Below are 17,155 nucleotides of genomic sequence, written 5' to 3'. Positions count from 1 at the left end.
CCTGGGCGTCGTTATTTCTACGGTACTGAAAAGGGAAATCGCCCGCATGTTGGACGCCAATCTTAAAGCCCAGTTGAAGTCGTACCTGGAACGGGTTACGCAACCGATCGAGATCGTCGCCTCCCTTGATGACGGCGCGAAATCTCAGGAAATGCTCGCGTTGCTCAAAGACGTCGCCAGTCTTTCCAGTCAGATCATCTTGTTGGACAACGGCACCGATGCGCGCAAGCCATCGTTCTCGTTGAATCGCCCGGGAGCCGATATCAATCTGCGTTTCGCCGGCATCCCCATGGGCCACGAATTCACTTCGCTGGTGCTGGCCTTGCTGCAAGTCGGCGGCCACCCATCGAAGGCCAGTGTCGAGGTGATCGAGCAGATCCGCTCGCTCAAGGGTGAGTTTAACTTCGAGACTTATTTCTCGCTGTCCTGCCAGAACTGCCCGGATGTGGTCCAGGCACTGAACCTGATGGCCGTGCTGAACCCGAGCATCCGTCACGTCGCCATCGATGGCGCGCTGTTCCAGGACGAAGTCAACGATCGCAAGATCATGGCCGTGCCGAGTGTCTACCTCAATGGTGTGAATTTCGGTCAGGGCCGCATGGGCCTTGAGGAAATCCTCGGCAAGCTCGACAGCGGTGCCATCGAGAAGCAGGCGGAAAAACTCAATGCCAAGGACGCTTTTGACGTCTTGGTGGTCGGCGGTGGCCCGGCCGGTGCCGCGGCAGCGATCTACGCCGCTCGTAAAGGCATCCGTACCGGTGTCGCGGCCGAGCGTTTCGGCGGCCAGGTATTGGACACCATGACCATCGAGAACTTTATCTCGGTCCAGGAAACCGACGGACCGAAACTGGCCCGCGCTCTGGAAGAACATGTACGCCAGTACGATGTCGACCTCATGAACCTGCAGCGCGCCAGCGCCTTGATACCGGCCAGGCATGTCGGTGAGCTGCACGAAATACGCTTCGAGAGCGGTGCCAGCCTCAAGGCCAAGACTGTGATCCTCGCCACCGGCGCCCGCTGGCGTGAAATGGGCGTGCCGGGTGAGCAGCAATACAAAGCCAAGGGCGTATGTTTCTGCCCGCACTGTGACGGTCCGCTGTTCAAGGGCAAGCGTGTCGCGGTGATCGGCGGCGGCAACTCGGGCGTCGAGGCGGCCATCGACCTGGCCGGTATCGTTAGCCATGTGACACTGCTGGAGTTCGACAGCAAGCTGCGCGCCGATGCTGTACTGCAACGCAAGTTGTACAGCCTGCCGAACGTGAATGTCATCACCCGTGCGCTGACTAGTGAAGTCAAGGGCGATGGGCAGAAGGTCACAGGCTTGACCTACAAAGACCTTGATTCGGGTGAGTTCAACAGCTTCGAACTGGAAGGTATCTTCGTGCAGATTGGCTTGCTGCCGAACACTGACTGGCTCAAAGGCAGCATCGAGCTGTCGCCGCGGGGCGAGATCATTGTCGATGCGCGCGGCGAGACGTCACTGCCGGGTATCTTCGCTGCCGGTGACGTTACCACGGTGCCACACAAACAGATCGTGATCGCCGTGGGCGAGGGTGCCAAGGCTTCGCTGAGTGCGTTTGATCATCTGATCCGTACCTCCGCTCCGGCTTGAAGCGGATAAGCAAAAGCCCCATGGATCGTCGATCCATGGGGCTTTTGTTTTTTTCGGCGCTGATCAGGCGTCTTGCAGCGGCGCCGGCTGGATGATTTCGACCCAATAGGCATCCGGATCCTTCACGAAGGCCAGGCTTTTCATGCGGCCATCGGTCAGGCGTTTCTGGAATTCCACGCCCAGGGCCTCGAAGCGCGCGCAAGCGGCACGGATATCCGGCACCGAGATGCAAATATGGCCGAAGCCGCGTGGATCGGTATTGCCGTTGTGGTAGGCAAATTCGGGGTCGTTCTCGGTGCCGTGGTTATGGGTTAGTTCCAAAATGCCAGGAATCGATTTCATCCATTGCATGCGCTCTGCCGCATCGACCGGGATCTGTGACTTGTCCACCAGAGCGAGGAAATACAGGCTGAATTCAGCCTCCGGGAAGTCACGTTTCTCAACCAGGGAGAAACCCAGTACGCGGGTGTAAAAATCCAGGGACTTGGTGGCGTCCTTGACGCGTAGCATGGTGTGGTTGAACACGAAGCCTTGAGTGGCGGTGTCGGGTTGAGCGGTAACGCCGGGGAATGTGTTGAGGTCATGCAGGCTCATAGGCCCTCCGCGAAAGTGATGAAGGCGGTCGATCAGTGCAGGGCCAGAACAGGCTGGCCGGTCTCGGACCTTGTGGGACACAGGATGATACGCAAGACGGAGTCTGACTCCAAATCCTGTAGATGAATTCTAGGGGCGCAGGGGATATATAGCGGGCGACTTCAGGAGGGTGGATAAGTTATATGAAGTGCGAACAGATAAACGTCGAAGCATAAAGAAGCCCGCCGAAGCGGGCATTGGGGCGCTAATCCTTCAGCAGCTTTCATCCTGTGAGAGTCGATGTGAAAAAAACGTGAAAGCTTCGGACGGATATCTTTTATCCGACCAACGTCTTCAAGAAGCAACGATCAGGAGTGCTCCATCATGGTAACCACCACGAAAACCCGGTCTGTCACAGCTCACGTCCCAGAGCAACTGGCCCAAAAAATCGATTTGATGGCAGAGCGTCTGGAACGCTCCAAAAATTGGATTGTCAAACAGGCTCTGTCCGCTTGGATAGACCAGGAAGAAGAACGTAGTCGCCTGACCCGCGAAGCCTTGGCTGATGTTGACGCTGGTCGGGTGATTGACCACCAGGCTGTCCAGGCTTGGGCCGATAGCCTCAGCACCGACACTCCGTTGCCGGTGCCGCGCTGATGGAGTTGAAGTGGACAAGCAAGGCCCTTTGCGACATTACCCGGTTGTACGCATTTTTAGCGTTGGTGAATCAAGCAGCTGCGGCACGAACTGTGCGGCAACTCACGGTTGCACCGCTCACGCTGTTGACCAACTCGCGCATTGGCGAACACTTGGAAGAGTTCGAGCCACGGGATGTGCGCCGAATTCAGATTGGCCATTGCGAGATGTGTGTCGAGATAGTGGACTCCACTAGCTAGCTGCTGCGCCTGTGGCATACCCACGAGGATAGGTAGCAGGGTGAAAACCGTGGCGATCGGCGCCAGTGCCAAGTTACCCGAGCTTCATCAATGATTAATCTGTTGCCGGAAAAGATAAGCGATTAGTACGCCTAAAAATTTTAGGCCATAACGGAATAAAATCGGTTGTCGGGTGTTCTGTTCTCGACATTTATGGAGTTTTTTATGCTCAAAAGTCATTTTTTCGCACCTTTTGCCGGCTGCCTCCTAACAATCGCCTGTGGTCAAGCGTTTGCGGCTTCCTCCCCTTACTCCACCCTGGTCGTTTTCGGCGACAGCCTGGCCGACGCCGGCCAGTTTCCCGATGGCTCGGCGGGTTCGACCTTGCGATTTACCAACCGAACCGGCCCGACGTTCCAAGGGGATTTTGGCCTGGTGTCATCGACCTTGCTGGGTTCAAGGCTGGGCGTCGCGCCAAATGACTTGAATGCCTCCACGTCTCCGGTTCGCGCCGCCCAAGGTTTGCCTGACGGCAATAACTGGGCGGTGGGCGGCTACCGTACCGACAATATCCTGGACTCCATTACTTCTGTCTCCAATACGGCGATTCCGCCTGGTAGTCCTGGTGCTGGCACCGTACTGCGCACGCGCCAAGGGTATCTACCGGCAAACGGTGGGCGGGCCGACCCCAATGCGCTGTATTTTCTGTCCGGTGGTGGTAATGATTTCCTACAGGGGCTGGTGCTCAATCCGGGTCAAGCGATTGCCGCTGGCGGACGTCTGGCCGAAAGCGCCCAGACCCTGCAACAAGCCGGTGCGCGTTACATCATGGTGTGGATGCTGCCGGATCTGGGGCTCACACCGGCCCTCAATGGTACCCCACTGCAGGCAGCGACCTCAGCGTTGAGCAACGTGTTCAACCAAGCGCTGGTGCAGCGATTATCGCAAATTGACGCCCAGATCATCCCATTGAATATCCCGCTACTGCTAAAAGAAACCTTTGCCGACCCGGCTCGCTTTGGCCTGGCCACCGGGCAAAACCTCACCGGGACCTGCTTCAGCGGTGACGAATGCACCGCCAATCCCATCTATGGCATCGGTGGTACTCATCCGGACCCGACCAAGCTGCTCTATAACGATTCGGTTCACCCCACCATCGCCGGGCAACAATTGATTGCCGACTATGCCTATTCGCTACTGGCTGCCCCGTGGGAAATAACCCTGCTACCGGAAATGGCCCAAGGCACCCTGCGCGCTCATCAGGATGAACTGCGCAACCAGTGGCAAGCCGACTGGGGTAATTGGCAGGCCGTAGGCCAATGGCGAGCAATCGTCGCCGCCGGTGGCCAACACCTGGACTTTGACGACCGGAGCAGCTCGGCCAGCGGTGACGGCAGCGGTTACAACCTGAATATCGGCGGCAGCTACCGGCTCAATGAAGCCTGGCGCGTCGGTGTGGCTGCCGGCTTCTACCGTCAGAAACTGGAGGCTGGCCCGAACGATTCGGACTACAAACTCAACAGCTACATGGGCACCGCGTTCGCCCAATACCAGCAAAACCACTGGTGGGCCGATGCCGCACTGACCGGCGGCAAGCTGGATTACGACAACCTCAAGCGCCGGTTCGCCCTGGGCGTCAGCGAAGGCAGCGAAAAAGGCGATACCGACGGCTGGCTGTGGGCCTTGAGCAGTCGTGTGGGTTATGACATTGCGCAACCGGGCAGCGAATGGCACCTGTCGCCGTTCATCAGCGCCGACTATTCACGGGTCGAAGTCGATGGTTACTCGGAAAAGGACGTGCGCTCCACCGCGTTGAACTACGACGACCAACAACGCGATTCCAAGCGCCTGGGCGTAGGCCTGCAAGGCAGCTACCGTATCACACCGCAAGCTCAGGTGTATGGCGAAGTGGCCCACGAGCATGAGTTTGAAAACGATGTCCAGCGGGTTAACATCGCGCTCAACAGCGTGCCAGGAATCGACTTCAAGCTTGATGGCTATACGCCGCGTACCCATTCGGATCGCCTGAGTCTTGGGGTTAGCCAGCGGCTGACGAAGGAGCTGGTGCTGAGTGCAGCGTATAATGTGAGAAAGGATGACGGGTTGACCCAGCAAGCGGTCAATATGGGAATGAGCCTGGACTTCTGACACGGTTATAAGACCCAGTGAGAAACCAATGCAGGAGGGTTCCATAGTGGAGGAGTTATCCTCAACTCATCTGCGCCTGACATTGGTTTTGCTCTCCAGCACCTCAGAAACTATCCCCGCCTGTTATTTCTGCTGAAACTCTCCCTATGCCGCTATTCAACTGGCAGCCATTGTGGCATTCCAGTTTTCTGACGTTATCGGCTATCTCTACGGCCTCAACCTAATAGGGCGAAGGCTTCGCGTAGGGTTTTTTCTGTGTTCTCTATGACGCCCGAATGGAAATGACCGACACCGATCAAGGAATTGCAGCGTTTACTGACCCGTTGTCATTAGTTGTACCAGAGATGAAAGGAGTGACACCGCGGGACGCTGTCGGGTGCGATCTGTCAACATGCATGTTTTCCTGGGGTGACCGGTTTGAATGCTTTTTGGAAGAACAGCGTGGTCCTGTGGTTTGTTAGTAAATGTTTCGTGTGCTTTTTTTCATAAAAAAACCCTGCATGTGCAGGGTTTTTATGGGGCATAGAACTTAGCCGCGGAGCCAGGAGTCCACGGTGGCGGCACCGTATTGTTCCTTCCAGGCTTTGAGTCCGCGGTGATTACCGCCTTTGGTTTCGATCAGTTCGCCCGTATGCGGGTTCTGATAGACCTTGATCACGCGAGCGCGGCGCTGCTTGGGTGTCTGAGCGGACTTGGCGCTGGAAGCCTGAGGGTCGAGAATGGCATTAACGTCCCGAAGGCTCTTGTTATAGCTCTTCATTAGGTCTTTAAGCTTTTTCTCGAACTCGATTTCCTTCTTGAGTCCGGCATCGTTTTTCAGGGCTTCCAGTTGAGCGAGTTGTTCTTGAAGGGCCTTTTCTGCGGCGCGAAATTCAGCGAGTCTGGACAAAATTTTTACTCCAATAGTTTATTCGGTTGCCATGAACCTATAACAAAGAGACAAGCCATCGCTTACACTCGATCCACCAGGCACCGCCCACAACGACCTGACTACGTTGAATCATTATGTATAAATCCGAGGCTTTCCCGTCAATTTATTGCTGGCAGGAAAAGTGTAGTAGTTATCGGTCCAAGAGTAAATCATGGGATTAAAGTGGCACGGCGAAAGTGCGGGAGTTACCTGGCGCGGTTTTTCCATTGCTGATCAACCGGCGTTTTGCTGCTTAAGACTGCCGATCAAGTCCGTGTTCGGCAACGCTTTTCCAAGCCGTTAACCCTGCAAGAAGTCGATGCCGTGGGAAGTCAGGTAATCACGCTGTTCGGCGGTTTGCGCGCCTGCGCCAGCGATGCCTAGTTCCAGCTTGGTGCCAAAGTCATCGATTGCGATCATCACCTGTCCGTGTAAATGTTCGAACAGTGGGTGAGTAATGGCGCTGGGGTCGATCAGCTCTCGCTCGACCCATTCCAGCACCAGCCTGAGCTGTCCCTGGACAAAGACTGCGTGTGCGGCCCTTGCTCAGGAATGGATGAAAAAGGAATACGGACAAAATTAGTTACGCCATGTAGAATCAATTTACGCTTATAAGAATAATGCCTTATGAAGATATTCGGATTCAAACTGATCTACGGCGACTTTCTTGCCCGCAGCGTGCGGGGAATTTCCTGTGCTCCACCCATTGGCCTGCGCATCGATAGCCACTCACTGATCGTTACTTGATTAATAGGATGAGGCACCACCATGGCAGATATCTTCGAAAACCCAATGGGCCTGATGGGCTTTGAATTCATCGAATTCGCATCGCCAACCCCGAACACCCTGGAGCCGATCTTCGAGATCATGGGCTTCACCCGGGTTGCGACCCACCGCTCCAAGAACGTGCACCTGTACCGTCAGGGCGCAATCAATCTGATCCTCAACAACGAACCCCACAGCGTGGCCTCGTACTTCGCCGCCGAACATGGTCCGTCGGTGTGCGGCATGGCTTTTCGCGTGCAGAACGCGCAGAAATCCTACGCTCGCGCCCTGGAACTAGGTGCCCAGCCGATCCATATCGCCACCGGCCCGATGGAGCTGAACCTACCGGCGATCAAGGGCATCGGTGGCGCGCCGTTGTACCTGATCGATCGTTATGGTGAAGGCAGCTCGATCTATGACATCGACTTCGTCTACCTCGACGGTGTCGACCGCCACCCAACAGGTGCGGGCCTGAAGATCATCGACCATCTGACCCACAACGTCTATCGTGGGCGCATGGCCTACTGGGCGAAGTTCTACGAGACGCTGTTCAATTTCCGCGAGCTCCGCTACTTCGATATCAAGGGCGAATACACCGGCCTGACGTCCAAGGCTATGACCGCTCCGGACGGCATGATCCGCATTCCGCTGAACGAGGAGTCGTCCAGAGGGGCCGGGCAGATCGAAGAGTTTCTGATGCAGTTCAACGGTGAGGGTATCCAGCATGTTGCGTTCCTCACTGACGACCTGGTCAAGACTTGGGATCAATTGAAGGTGTTGGGCATGCGCTTCATGACCGCACCACCAGAAACCTACTATGAAATGCTCGAAGGCCGTTTGCCGAACCATGGCGAGCCGGTCGAGGAGCTGCAATCACGCGGCATTCTATTGGACGGATCCTCGCAAGAGGGCGACAAGCGTCTGCTGTTGCAGATCTTTTCGCAAACCTTGATGGGACCTGTGTTCTTCGAATTCATCCAGCGCAAGGGCGACGAAGGGTTTGGCGAAGGCAATTTCAAGGCGCTGTTCGAATCGATCGAGCGTGATCAGATTCTTCGAGGTGTGCTGACCACAAAGTGATGTGGACTTGTGTAGAGCGGGGCAATTTACAGGATTGCCCGCTCTGCTCAGCCAAACAACCCCGCTGCAATATTGATCGAAAACCCCAAAATCGCTGCATTGAACACAAACCCGATCAGCGACTGCGCCAGCACCAGTCGGCGCAACGTCTTGGTCGCGACTCCGACATCCGAGGTTTGCACGGCCACGCTGATGGTGAATGAGAAGTACAAGAAGTCCCAGTAGTCCGGATGTTTCTCGCCATCGGCAAAACGCAAGGGCGGGTCCTGATCATTTGAAACGTAAAACTGCCGCGCGTAATGTACGCTGAAAATCACCCCGATCAACAGCCACGAGCCCATCACCGTCAACCCGGTAAATCCGTAGCGCAACAAGCGGGTGTGTACCTCCAGATCCTTGCTACCTGCCAGCTCGAACGTAATCGCGGCCAGGCTGGCAATGGCTGCGATCGATCCGATCAGCAGCACCGTCCCGGCATTTTCGTCCTCACGCTCGACAAAGCGCCGCACGTCCTCGGGGCGGGAACGCACGGTCAGCCACAGCATCAGGATCAGGTAAGACCAGACGGCGGTGTTCCAACCAACGAGGACCTTGGTCAATACGGGGCTGATCGGTACCAGTGCGCCGACGGCGAGGCCGAAGAGGGTGGAGAGGGTCAGGCGTGGATGGGTTCGGGCGAGGTGGCGCATAAAGGTACTCTGCTTGCTGGTATCAACGCACCTTAGCATGGCCCCCGCCCGGCGGAATTGTTACGCGCCTGCGCTGTAGGCGCGAAAGGCTCGGACTCCTGGTTCTGGTCACTCCCGCAGCCACTGGCCGGCGTCGCTGTTCCTCAGCATAACTGGCTATGACTTGTCACAGCGCCTCGGCCATGGATTTGAGGCATCCGAGCTTGAGCGAAGGAACGAGTTGTACAGACTACTAGTAGGCTTATTCGCATGGCCGTTTTGCGGACAAAAAGCCAAAATATTGGCATATTTGTAAATGACTTCTAAAATTTAAAAAAATGACATATTATTGACGTTAGCTCAGTGATATCACACTATGGCATCGCGGATTGCTTGATTTTATTCATTTTTTTTGACGCCAGCGTTCTGTAGGTTCCAGAGAAGGGCGATACGACCTTTGTAAAGAGGGCGGGCACTACAGGGAAGGTCAGTGATTGTGGCGTATAGCCATGAATTACTCCCCGAAAGTGCTAACTTGATGTTGGGATTGCGACGTTTTTTCTTTGGGATGATTTATGTCTGCCAAACGGATATTGGTAACAGGTGGGGCTGGCTTTATTGGTTCTCACCTTGTGGAAGCGCTGTTGGCCAAAGGTTATGTCGTTCAGGTTCTGGACGATCTCTCCACCGGCAAGGTGAGCAACCTGCCGATGGGCCATGCCTCCCTCAAGCTGGTGGTCGGCGATGTCGCCGATGCCGCCAACCTGGCTGAAGCCATGGAGGGTTGCGGCGCGGTGGTGCACCTGGCCGCGGTTGCGTCGGTGCAGGCCTCGGTCGAAGACCCGGTACATACCCACCAGAGCAATTTCATCGGCACTCTGCGAGTGTGCGAGGCCATGATCGCTGCTGGTATCCGTCGAGTGGTATTTGCCTCCAGTGCTGCGGTATACGGCAATAACGGGGAGGGCACCTCGATCAGCGAAGACACACCAAAATCCCCCCTCACACCCTATGCGACGGATAAGCTTGCCAGCGAGTACTACCTGGATTTTTATCGGCGTCAGCATGATCTGGAACCGGTCATCCTGCGCTTCTTCAATATATTCGGTCCTCGTCAGGATCCGTCCTCGCCGTACTCCGGGGTGATCAGCATTTTCAGCGAGCGGGCAAAAACCGCGCAGCCCATCACTGTTTTCGGCGATGGCGGGCAAACTCGCGATTTCGTCTATGTCGAAGACTTGGTGAAGATTCTCGTGCAGGGCCTCGAACGCCCGCAACCCACCCCGGATGCCACTAATGTCGGACTCAGTGGGGTGACCACGCTCAATGACCTGATTGTCGCGTTGGAGCAAATCAGTGGCCAGCCGCTGAAGGTGACTCATGCGCCTGCCCGTTCCGGGGACATCCGGCATTCCAAGGCTGACAATCGTCGTCTGTGCGAGCGTTTCGACCTTGGCACTCCCACCGTCATGGCGGATGGTTTAGCGCGACTTTATCGCAGTCTTTAGTGTCATAGCCTTGCAGGCACCCGGTCGCGGATGTCGGAAGTCTGATGTTGTGCGGATTGATCTACTGAAGAGTAAGTTATGGAAATCGAGTTTCGCGGAAAGGGTTTCTGCCGTGTCTGTATAGTGATACGGCGTTTGTTCACCGCGTTGGTGTTGTGTACGACTCATTCGGTCGTGCAAGCTGCGCCGATTGCTCCTGCCAGCGTCGGGTTCTGGTACGCCGAGCGGCCACCACTCGAAGAGTTGGCTCAGTTCGAATGGGCCGTGGTCGAACCCGGCCATATGACCAGCGCCGATGTTGCCACCTTGCGCCAACTCGGCAGCCAGCCCTTTGCCTATCTGTCGGTGGGCGAGTTCGATGGCGAGCGTATCGCCCTGGACAAGCAAGGCCTGAGTCAGGGGGCGAGCGCCACTCGTAACAAGGCGTGGGACAGCCAGGTCATGGATATCGCCACGCCGGCCTGGCGCGAACATCTGTTCCAACGCGCCAAGGCGTTGCAGGATCAAGGCTATGCCGGCCTGTTCCTCGATACCCTCGACAGCTTCCAACTGCTCCCCAAAGCCAAGCGCGAGCCGCAACGTGAAGCGTTGGCTGCGTTCCTGCGGGAGCTGCATAGCCGCCAGCCGAGCCTGAAGCTGTTCTTCAACCGTGGTTTCGAAGTGCTGGGCGAACTCGATGGCGTGGCTTCGGCCGTGGCCGTGGAATCGATCCATGCTGGTTGGGACGCCTCGAGCAAACGTTATCGACCAGTGTCCGAGGCAGACCGCAACTGGCTGGAAGGCGAACTCGAGCCGCTACGGGCGAAGAGCATCCCGTTGGTGGCGATCGACTACCTGCCGTCCAACCGCCGTGAAGAAGCCCGCAAACTGGTCCGCCAATTGAGCCAGGAAGGCTTTATCCCGGTGGTGACCACCGCGGACCTCAATACCCTGAGCATCAGCCGCGTGGAGGTGCAACCGCGTCGCATTGCCATGCTCTACGACCCGCGTGAAGGTGAGCTCTACGACCACGCCGGACACCGCATGTTGGGCGGCCTGCTCGAATACCTGGGTTATCGGGTGGATTACCTGCCGGTGGGCGACAGCCTGCCGGCGCATGGCTTCGCCGGCGTATACGCTGGGGGGGTGGTGTGGATGACCAGCGGCCCGCCCGAGGACAGTCGTGCCTTTTATAGCTGGATCGGTAAGCGCCTGGATGAGCAGGTGCCCCTGGCGATCATGGCGGGTCTGCCAATCGAGGATCGGGCGCTGCTCAAGCGTCTGGGTCTGAACCCGGTAGCGCCAGGTGCTCGCGAGAGTCTGCATGTGCTGAGCCAGGACAAGACGTTGATCGGTGCCTTCGAGGCACCGGTAGTAGCGCGTAGCCGTGAACTGACCCGAGTGACACTGCTGCCTGACGGACCTAAACCCGCGCTGCTGCTGGGTGATGACCAGGGCGGCAAGTTCGCCCCGGTGGTCACCGGCAACTGGGGTGGCATGGCCCTGGCGCCCTATGTGGTGGAAACCAACGTTGAGCGCAGCCGCTGGATTCTCGATCCGTTCGCCTTTATCCAAAAAGCCCTGCGCCTGCCTGTCCAACCGCGCCCGGACACCACCACCGAGAACGGTCGGCGGATCGCCACGGTCCATATCGACGGCGACGGTTTCCCCTCCCGTGCAGAAGTGCGGGGCACACCGTATTCGGGGCGCCAGGTGCTGGATGACTACATTCGCCCCAACCCATTCCTGACCTCGGTGTCGATCATCGAAGGCGAAGTCGGACCCAAGGGTATGTCGCCGTTCCTGGCCAAGGAGCTTGAGCCGATCGCCCAAGAGATCTTTGCCGACCCCAAGGTCGAGGTTGCCAGCCACACCTACAGCCACCCGTTCTACATGCAGCCGGACAAGGCCAAACAGGACGAGGATTTCCATGCCGAATACGGCCTGCGCCTGAATATCCCAGGTTACAAAACCCTGGATTACAAACGCGAAATCTTCGGTTCGCGAGACTATATCAACAGCCGCCTGACTACCGCGAAGAAGCCGGTGAAGATGATCTTCTGGCCGGGCGATGCGTTGCCGAGCGCCGAAACCATCAAGATGGCCTACGACGCGGGGCTGAAAAACGTCAACGGCGGGCAGACCATTCTGACCAAGGCCAATCCATCGTTGACCGGCCTCTATCCGTTGCTACGACCCACTGAAGGCGGCTTGCAGTACTACGCGCCGGTGATCAACGAGAACATGTACACCAATCTGTGGAAGGGTCCGTACTACGGTTTCCGCGATGTGATCGACACCTTTGAGCTGACCGATAGCCCACGCCGCCTGCGCGGCATCCACCTGTACTACCACTTCTATTCGGGCACCAAGCAGGCCTCGATCAAGACCATGACCCATATCTACCAATTCATGCGCGGCCAGCAGCCGCTGTCGTTGTGGATGAGCGACTACCTGGCTCGGGTCCACGGCTTGTACCAGGCCAGCCTGGCTCGCACCCTCGATGGTGACTGGCAGGTGCGCGGGATGGATGGCTTGCGCACCCTGCGTCTGGACCCGACGCTCGGCTGGCCGGATCTCACTCGCTCCGAGGGCGTGGCCGGCGTCCGCGATCTGCCCCAAGGCCGCTATGTGGCATTGAGCAGCGACCACGCGCTATTGGCCCTGCGACCGGAGCGTGACCCACGCCCGGCGCTTGAGCTGGCGAATATTCCCTTGCGGGACTGGCGTTATGTGAGCGACCGACAAGTGACGTTCTCCTTTGCGGGCGAATTCAATCTGCAATTCTCGGTACGCTCGGCCAGCGCCTGCCGGGTCAAGGTCCAGGGCCAACGTTACGCCGGCAAGGCTGAACAGGGCCTGTGGCATTTCCAACTTCCATTGAAGCAGGTGAGTGATGCCCAACTCCTCTGCAACTAAGACCCAACAAGCGCGGTTGCTCAACCCTTGGGCGCTGCTGCTGGTGGCGATCGCTGTCGGTGTGTTGCTGTGGGCCACCTTTCGCAACGAGGATGCATTCCGCCCCAAAGGCGGCCAGCCGGACGAGGTTTCGGCCAGCTATGCCGAGGTCCTGCTGGCGGCGCATCCGCAAAACAGCGAGTTGCGTGCCCAGTTGCTCGACCTTCTGATCCAACTGGGCGACTACCCGCGAGCGGAAAAACATCTGGTCGAATGGCCGCAAGCCGATCCGACGCTGATGGCCTATTACCGCTTGCAGCTCGATGCCCTGGCCTTGAACAACAGCACCGACAGCGTCGCACTGCAGGCCTTGGCCACGCGCTTCACGGTTTTTGACTATAAGCGGCTGCCGACACCACAGCTCGAACGCTTGCCCCAGTTCGCCCTGAGCGCCCAGGCCCCGGGCCTGGCAGCCGATGCCTATGTCGAACTGGCCCGCCGCGACCCCAAGCAACGTGAGCAGCGGTTGGCCGAGGCGGCGAAATGGTACCTGGCCAGCGAGCAGCCGGGCCAGGCCGCTGACCTGTATGTGCAACTGCTGGAAAACAGCCCGCAACCTGAAGAACGCCGACCGCTCCTCGAAGCCGCCTTCAACGGGCTGGTGGCGGCGGACCGTGGCGATCAGGCCGTCGAGTTGCTGGCAAGGGAACTGGCCACGCAGCCAGATAGTGAAGTCAATCCAGCCTTGCTTGATCAGGGTGTTGATGTGGCCGTGGCGCATCACCGTCTGGACCTGGCCGAACAGTTGTTTAGCGCCTGGCGCAAGTTACAGCCCGACAACCCGCAAGTCCTGGCCAAGGAGTTCAAGCAGCGCTTGGCTTTCGGTGACCTGGAGGGAGCCCACGAGGTGGGCCTGCAATTGCTCCAACAGCACCCTGAAGATCCTCTGCTGCTGGAGCAGATGGCGCATATCGCCGAATGGCGGGGTGATTCGGCATCGGCGCTAGGCTACTGGATCAGCCTCAATACGCTGCGCGACAACGCCGCTGAATTCGAACACACCTGGCGCCTGGCGATGCAGACCTACGACTTCGACCGGGGGATCCCGGTGCTGGCAGGGATCATGCGCAAGCGCGCGTTGACCGATGTCGAACTCGATGCCCTGGTGTACGCCCAAGAGTCGCGTGGAACACCCGAAGAGGCGGAGAAATGGCTACGCAGCTATCTGGTCCAACACCCCAGGCATCGCCTGGCCTGGGTCCGCCTGGTGCAAAACCTGGAAAACACTGAGCAGTATCAGGCGCGCCTGGAGGTCTGGAAGAGCTTCGCCAAAAGCTACCCCTTGAGCAGTACCGAGCGGGTGGACTGGGCCAACAACTATCTCAAGTTGTTTGACAGCCCCTCGGCCTGGAAAGTGCTCACGGCGGTCGATGGCAACAAGATCGACGACATCGATTACTGGCAGTCCCGTTCCGCGTTGGCCTGGGACCTGGAACTGGACGAGGAACTACGGGTTGCGCTGGAGAAGATGCAACTCATCAAGGGCTCGCTCAATTTCGGCGACGAGAGCGAATTAATCGCCCTTTATCGTGCCCGCGATCCGCGCCATGCCCTGCAGTTGAACGTCGACAGTTGGCGTCGCAGCCATAACCCACAGCGCCTGGTGGCTGCTTTGCAACTGGCCCAGGAGTTGCAGGACTGGCCCTTGGTCATCGACCTGCTCAAGGATGCCGACCAGTACCCGGATCTGTCCGACATTTCGCAGGTGTTGGCGGCCCGTGGCGCATTGGCGGTGCAGCAGGGACAGACTGACGAGGCACTGCGCCTGTATCGTCTGGGGCTGAGCCGTTTCCCGGATGACAACATCTTCCGCGAACGCCTGATGTGGCTGTATGTCGACCTGGGCCGTAGCCGTGAGATCAAGCCATTGCTTGAGCAATGGCGAGCCCTGGCGCGTAGCGACGATACCCTGTGGCTGCCGTTTGCCGCCGCCAGCCAGTTGGTGGGGCGCAACAGCGAGGCCCTGGCCTGGTACCGCCTGTACCTGCAAACCCATCCACGGGACTGGATGGTCCAGGCTGCCTACGCCGACGCCCTGGAAGGCGCCGGTTACGCCGACTCGGCCCAGCGCCTGCGGCTCAAGCTCAACCGCCAAGTGACGTCGGAGCAAATTCGCGCCACGCCACAGGGTTACTCAACCTGGCTACGGTTGCTGGCCAGCAGCTACTCCTCGCGTAAGGCGCAGAACCAGGCGATGCACTGGTTGGACGGCTCCAAGCCTATGTTACAACTGTGGTTCGATCAGCTATTGGCGCGTTTGGATGACATCAATCAGCCCGCGCAGAAAGATGATTGGCTAGCCTGGGCTCGCAGTCGCGGCTTGAAGATCAGCAGCTACGAACAGATCCAGCAGGCCTTGCGCGGCAGCAATCGTCAAGCTTTGGAACGCCTGGTGGCCAGTGGCGAGTTGGACCCGGCGCAGCAGGTCGAAGCCCTCAACAGCCTCGGGCGCGGTGGCGAAGCGCTGGCCGTCGGCCTGTCGGCGCTGGGTGACGAGCAACCGCCGGTGATCCGCGAGCAATTGCGCCGCCAGGCCATCGAGATGACCGAACGTACCCCGCAGGGCATGCTGTTCTCATGGGAGCGGCAAGACTATGGTGGCCTGGTGTTCACTGGTCCGCGCCTGACCACCGCCAGTTACCTGAATGACAACTGGTACGCCAAGCTGGTGCTGGAACAGGGCCAATACAGTGGCGATACCATCGATTCGTCGCGCCTGAGCCATGAAACCAACACCGAGTTGACCTTGCAACGACAACTGGAGAATGGCAACTACAAGCTGATTTTCGACAGTAGCCTGCGCCAGGACGACGACCGCAACGGCCTGGGGATCAGCCGGACCTGGCAGGTGGACGGCGGTAACGAACTGGATGTCGGCGCCGACTGGCACCGCAAGAACGAGGACACCGGACTAATGCGTGCTTTCGGTCGCCAGGACGATGCCTGGGTCGGCGGTCGACATCGCTACTCGGCCCGCGACCAATTGTCCTGGAACCTGGCCCAACGCTGGTTTTCGACCCGTGGCGGCGACGACCTGGGCAATGGCCATGCGGTAAAGATCGAGTTCGACCACACCTTGCAATTCGAAGGGCCGAACTGGGAAGTGCGCAGTGGTATCGACTATCAACATAACAGCCTGAACAATCGTTCGCTGGCCAAGCTGGCTAGTACTCAGCGCGGCGCAATCGACCTGGTAGGGGTCGAGCTCGACGATCCGAGTGAGATCACCAGCCAAACCTTGCTGCAGAAACGTTATGGCCAGTGGTTCTTTGGCAGCTCGTGGCGACGCGGTTTTCCGGGCGCCTTGAACCGCACACGCGGGCAGTACACCTGGTTGGTGGATGTCAGCTCGGGCTGGCAGTGGACCGACAACACGATCAACTATGCGATCAGTACAGGTGTCGGCACCGAAGTGCTGGGCGATGACGAATTAGCGGTGACCTTGGGCTACCAGTCGGCACCGGAAGGCGCCGCGGACAAGTCCGGCGGCATCATGGGTGTCAGTTACAGCGTGCGTTTCGGACGCTGATCATGGAATTCAAAGAGGAGTTAATCTTATGCAATCCATTCGTTGCGTGAGTCTGGCGATGGTCGCGGTATTGCTGGCAGGTTGCGGCAGCTTTACCGGTCAACGCAGCCCGGAACTGTCCAGCAAGGCCCGTTGGGGTGTGTTGCCGCTGGTCAATTACTCGCAGACACCTCAGGCCGGTGAGCGTAGTGAGCAGATCCTGCTCAGCGTGCTGAGCAGCCGTGGCCTGCAACCGCAGATCTATGCCGGAGCACCGGAGCAGGGCGAACAGGCGTTGCTGGACGATAACGAGCGTCTGGCTGGCGCTATGGACTGGGCGCGTGAGCAGAAGCTCGATTACGTGGTATCCGGCAGCGTCGAAGAGTGGCAGTACAAGAACGGCCTGGATGGCGAACCGGCGGTGGGCATCAGCCTGCGAGTGGTCGAGGCCAGCACCGGCAAGGTGCTCTGGAGCACCAGTGGCGCCCGTGCTGGTTGGTCCCGTGAGAGCCTGGCTGGCGCGGCCCAGAAGGTCCTCGACAAGCTAATCGGCGGTCTTCGGATCGAGTGA

The 17,155-nt window shown here is 58.3% G+C and carries 13 protein-coding genes; 9 read left to right on the top strand and 4 right to left on the bottom strand.

The features are described from left to right. Positions 1 to 46 precede the first annotated feature (46 nt). Complete coding sequence (ahpF, locus tag AWM79_RS06785) at positions 47 to 1,612, top strand: alkyl hydroperoxide reductase subunit F (protein WP_017133731.1); 1,566 nt, start codon at positions 47 to 49, stop codon at positions 1,610 to 1,612. Between the two features lie 63 nt (positions 1,613 to 1,675). Here ahpF and gloA read toward each other — a convergent pair whose 3' ends face one another. After that, the gene (gene gloA / locus AWM79_RS06780) at positions 1,676 to 2,206 is read right to left on the bottom strand and encodes a lactoylglutathione lyase (protein WP_017133732.1); all 531 of its coding nucleotides are present in this window, start codon (positions 2,204 to 2,206) and stop codon (positions 1,676 to 1,678) included. A gap of 363 nt (positions 2,207 to 2,569) precedes the next feature. Between gloA and AWM79_RS06775 the strand changes: the two genes are divergently transcribed. From AWM79_RS06775 to estP, 3 genes are all read left to right on the top strand, one after another. After that, positions 2,570 to 2,842 (top strand): CopG family ribbon-helix-helix protein, encoded by a 273-nt coding sequence (locus AWM79_RS06775; protein WP_017133733.1) that lies wholly within the window; start codon positions 2,570 to 2,572, stop codon positions 2,840 to 2,842. Then, a complete protein-coding gene (locus tag AWM79_RS06770) occupies positions 2,842 to 3,081 on the top strand; it encodes a type II toxin-antitoxin system RelE/ParE family toxin (protein WP_017133734.1) in 240 nt (79 codons plus the stop codon). The genes AWM79_RS06775 and AWM79_RS06770 overlap by 1 nt, the downstream gene beginning before the upstream one ends. A 204-nt stretch (positions 3,082 to 3,285) precedes the next feature. Beyond that, a complete protein-coding gene (gene estP, locus AWM79_RS06765; RefSeq protein ID WP_060782462.1) occupies positions 3,286 to 5,208 on the top strand; it encodes an esterase EstP in 1,923 nt (640 codons plus the stop codon). A 529-nt stretch (positions 5,209 to 5,737) separates the two neighbouring features. Here the strand turns inward: estP and AWM79_RS06760 are convergent. Together AWM79_RS06760 and AWM79_RS06755 are read right to left on the bottom strand one after the other, a co-directional pair. After that, entirely contained in the window at positions 5,738 to 6,097 is a 360-nt protein-coding gene (locus AWM79_RS06760; protein WP_017133736.1) for a histone-like nucleoid-structuring protein, MvaT/MvaU family, read from the bottom strand. Positions 6,098 to 6,418: 321 nt separating this feature from the next. Next, positions 6,419 to 6,619, bottom strand: a complete 201-nt coding sequence (locus AWM79_RS06755; protein ID WP_017133737.1) for a hypothetical protein — start codon at positions 6,617 to 6,619, stop codon at positions 6,419 to 6,421. Positions 6,620 to 6,886: 267 nt separating this feature from the next. Between AWM79_RS06755 and hppD the strand changes: the two genes are divergently transcribed. Next, complete coding sequence (gene hppD, locus AWM79_RS06750) at positions 6,887 to 7,963, top strand: 4-hydroxyphenylpyruvate dioxygenase (protein ID WP_017133738.1); 1,077 nt, start codon at positions 6,887 to 6,889, stop codon at positions 7,961 to 7,963. 47 nt (positions 7,964 to 8,010) lie between these two features. Here hppD and AWM79_RS06745 read toward each other — a convergent pair whose 3' ends face one another. Beyond that, complete coding sequence (locus tag AWM79_RS06745; protein ID WP_017133739.1) at positions 8,011 to 8,652, bottom strand: DUF1345 domain-containing protein; 642 nt, start codon at positions 8,650 to 8,652, stop codon at positions 8,011 to 8,013. A 554-nt stretch (positions 8,653 to 9,206) separates the two neighbouring features. Here AWM79_RS06745 and AWM79_RS06740 point away from each other — a divergent pair. From AWM79_RS06740 to AWM79_RS06725, 4 genes are all read left to right on the top strand, one after another. Next, positions 9,207 to 10,139: an NAD-dependent epimerase/dehydratase family protein gene (locus tag AWM79_RS06740; protein WP_026013375.1), complete on the top strand. Its 933-nt coding sequence runs from the start codon at positions 9,207 to 9,209 to the stop codon at positions 10,137 to 10,139. Between the two features lie 78 nt (positions 10,140 to 10,217). Next, entirely contained in the window at positions 10,218 to 13,037 is a 2,820-nt protein-coding gene (locus AWM79_RS06735) for a bifunctional glycoside hydrolase/polysaccharide deacetylase family protein (protein WP_060782461.1), read from the top strand. Further along, on the top strand, positions 13,015 to 16,605 hold the full coding sequence (locus tag AWM79_RS06730; protein WP_060782460.1) for a tetratricopeptide repeat protein: 3,591 nt from the start codon (positions 13,015 to 13,017) through the stop codon (positions 16,603 to 16,605). Before AWM79_RS06735 ends, AWM79_RS06730 begins: the two co-directional genes overlap by 23 nt. 28 nt (positions 16,606 to 16,633) lie before the next feature. After that, positions 16,634 to 17,155: a hypothetical protein gene (locus tag AWM79_RS06725; RefSeq protein WP_060782459.1), complete on the top strand. Its 522-nt coding sequence runs from the start codon at positions 16,634 to 16,636 to the stop codon at positions 17,153 to 17,155.

The sequence above is a fragment of the Pseudomonas agarici genome (genome assembly GCF_001543125.1).
GTDB lineage: Bacteria > Pseudomonadota > Gammaproteobacteria > Pseudomonadales > Pseudomonadaceae > Aquipseudomonas > Aquipseudomonas agarici.
Note: the sequence above shows the minus strand (reverse complement) of the source record. Positions and strands in the feature narration are given on the sequence as shown.

Bases quoted from the DNA above. Each gene is read 5' to 3' on its own strand.
- hppD (WP_017133738.1), top strand. From the start codon at position 6,887: ATGGCAGATATCTTCGAAAACCCAATGGGCCTGATGGGCTTTGAATTC.
- AWM79_RS06725 (WP_060782459.1), top strand. From the start codon at position 16,634: ATGCAATCCATTCGTTGCGTGAGTCTGGCGATGGTCGCGGTATTGCTG.
- AWM79_RS06775 (WP_017133733.1), top strand. From the start codon at position 2,570: ATGGTAACCACCACGAAAACCCGGTCTGTCACAGCTCACGTCCCAGAG.
- AWM79_RS06740 (WP_026013375.1), top strand. From the start codon at position 9,207: ATGTCTGCCAAACGGATATTGGTAACAGGTGGGGCTGGCTTTATTGGT.
- AWM79_RS06730 (WP_060782460.1), top strand. From the start codon at position 13,015: ATGCCCAACTCCTCTGCAACTAAGACCCAACAAGCGCGGTTGCTCAAC.
- AWM79_RS06735 (WP_060782461.1), top strand. From the start codon at position 10,218: ATGGAAATCGAGTTTCGCGGAAAGGGTTTCTGCCGTGTCTGTATAGTG.
- ahpF (WP_017133731.1), top strand. From the start codon at position 47: ATGTTGGACGCCAATCTTAAAGCCCAGTTGAAGTCGTACCTGGAACGG.
- gloA (WP_017133732.1), bottom strand. From the start codon at position 2,206: ATGAGCCTGCATGACCTCAACACATTCCCCGGCGTTACCGCTCAACCC.
- AWM79_RS06770 (WP_017133734.1), top strand. From the start codon at position 2,842: ATGGAGTTGAAGTGGACAAGCAAGGCCCTTTGCGACATTACCCGGTTG.
- estP (WP_060782462.1), top strand. From the start codon at position 3,286: ATGCTCAAAAGTCATTTTTTCGCACCTTTTGCCGGCTGCCTCCTAACA.
- AWM79_RS06745 (WP_017133739.1), bottom strand. From the start codon at position 8,652: ATGCGCCACCTCGCCCGAACCCATCCACGCCTGACCCTCTCCACCCTC.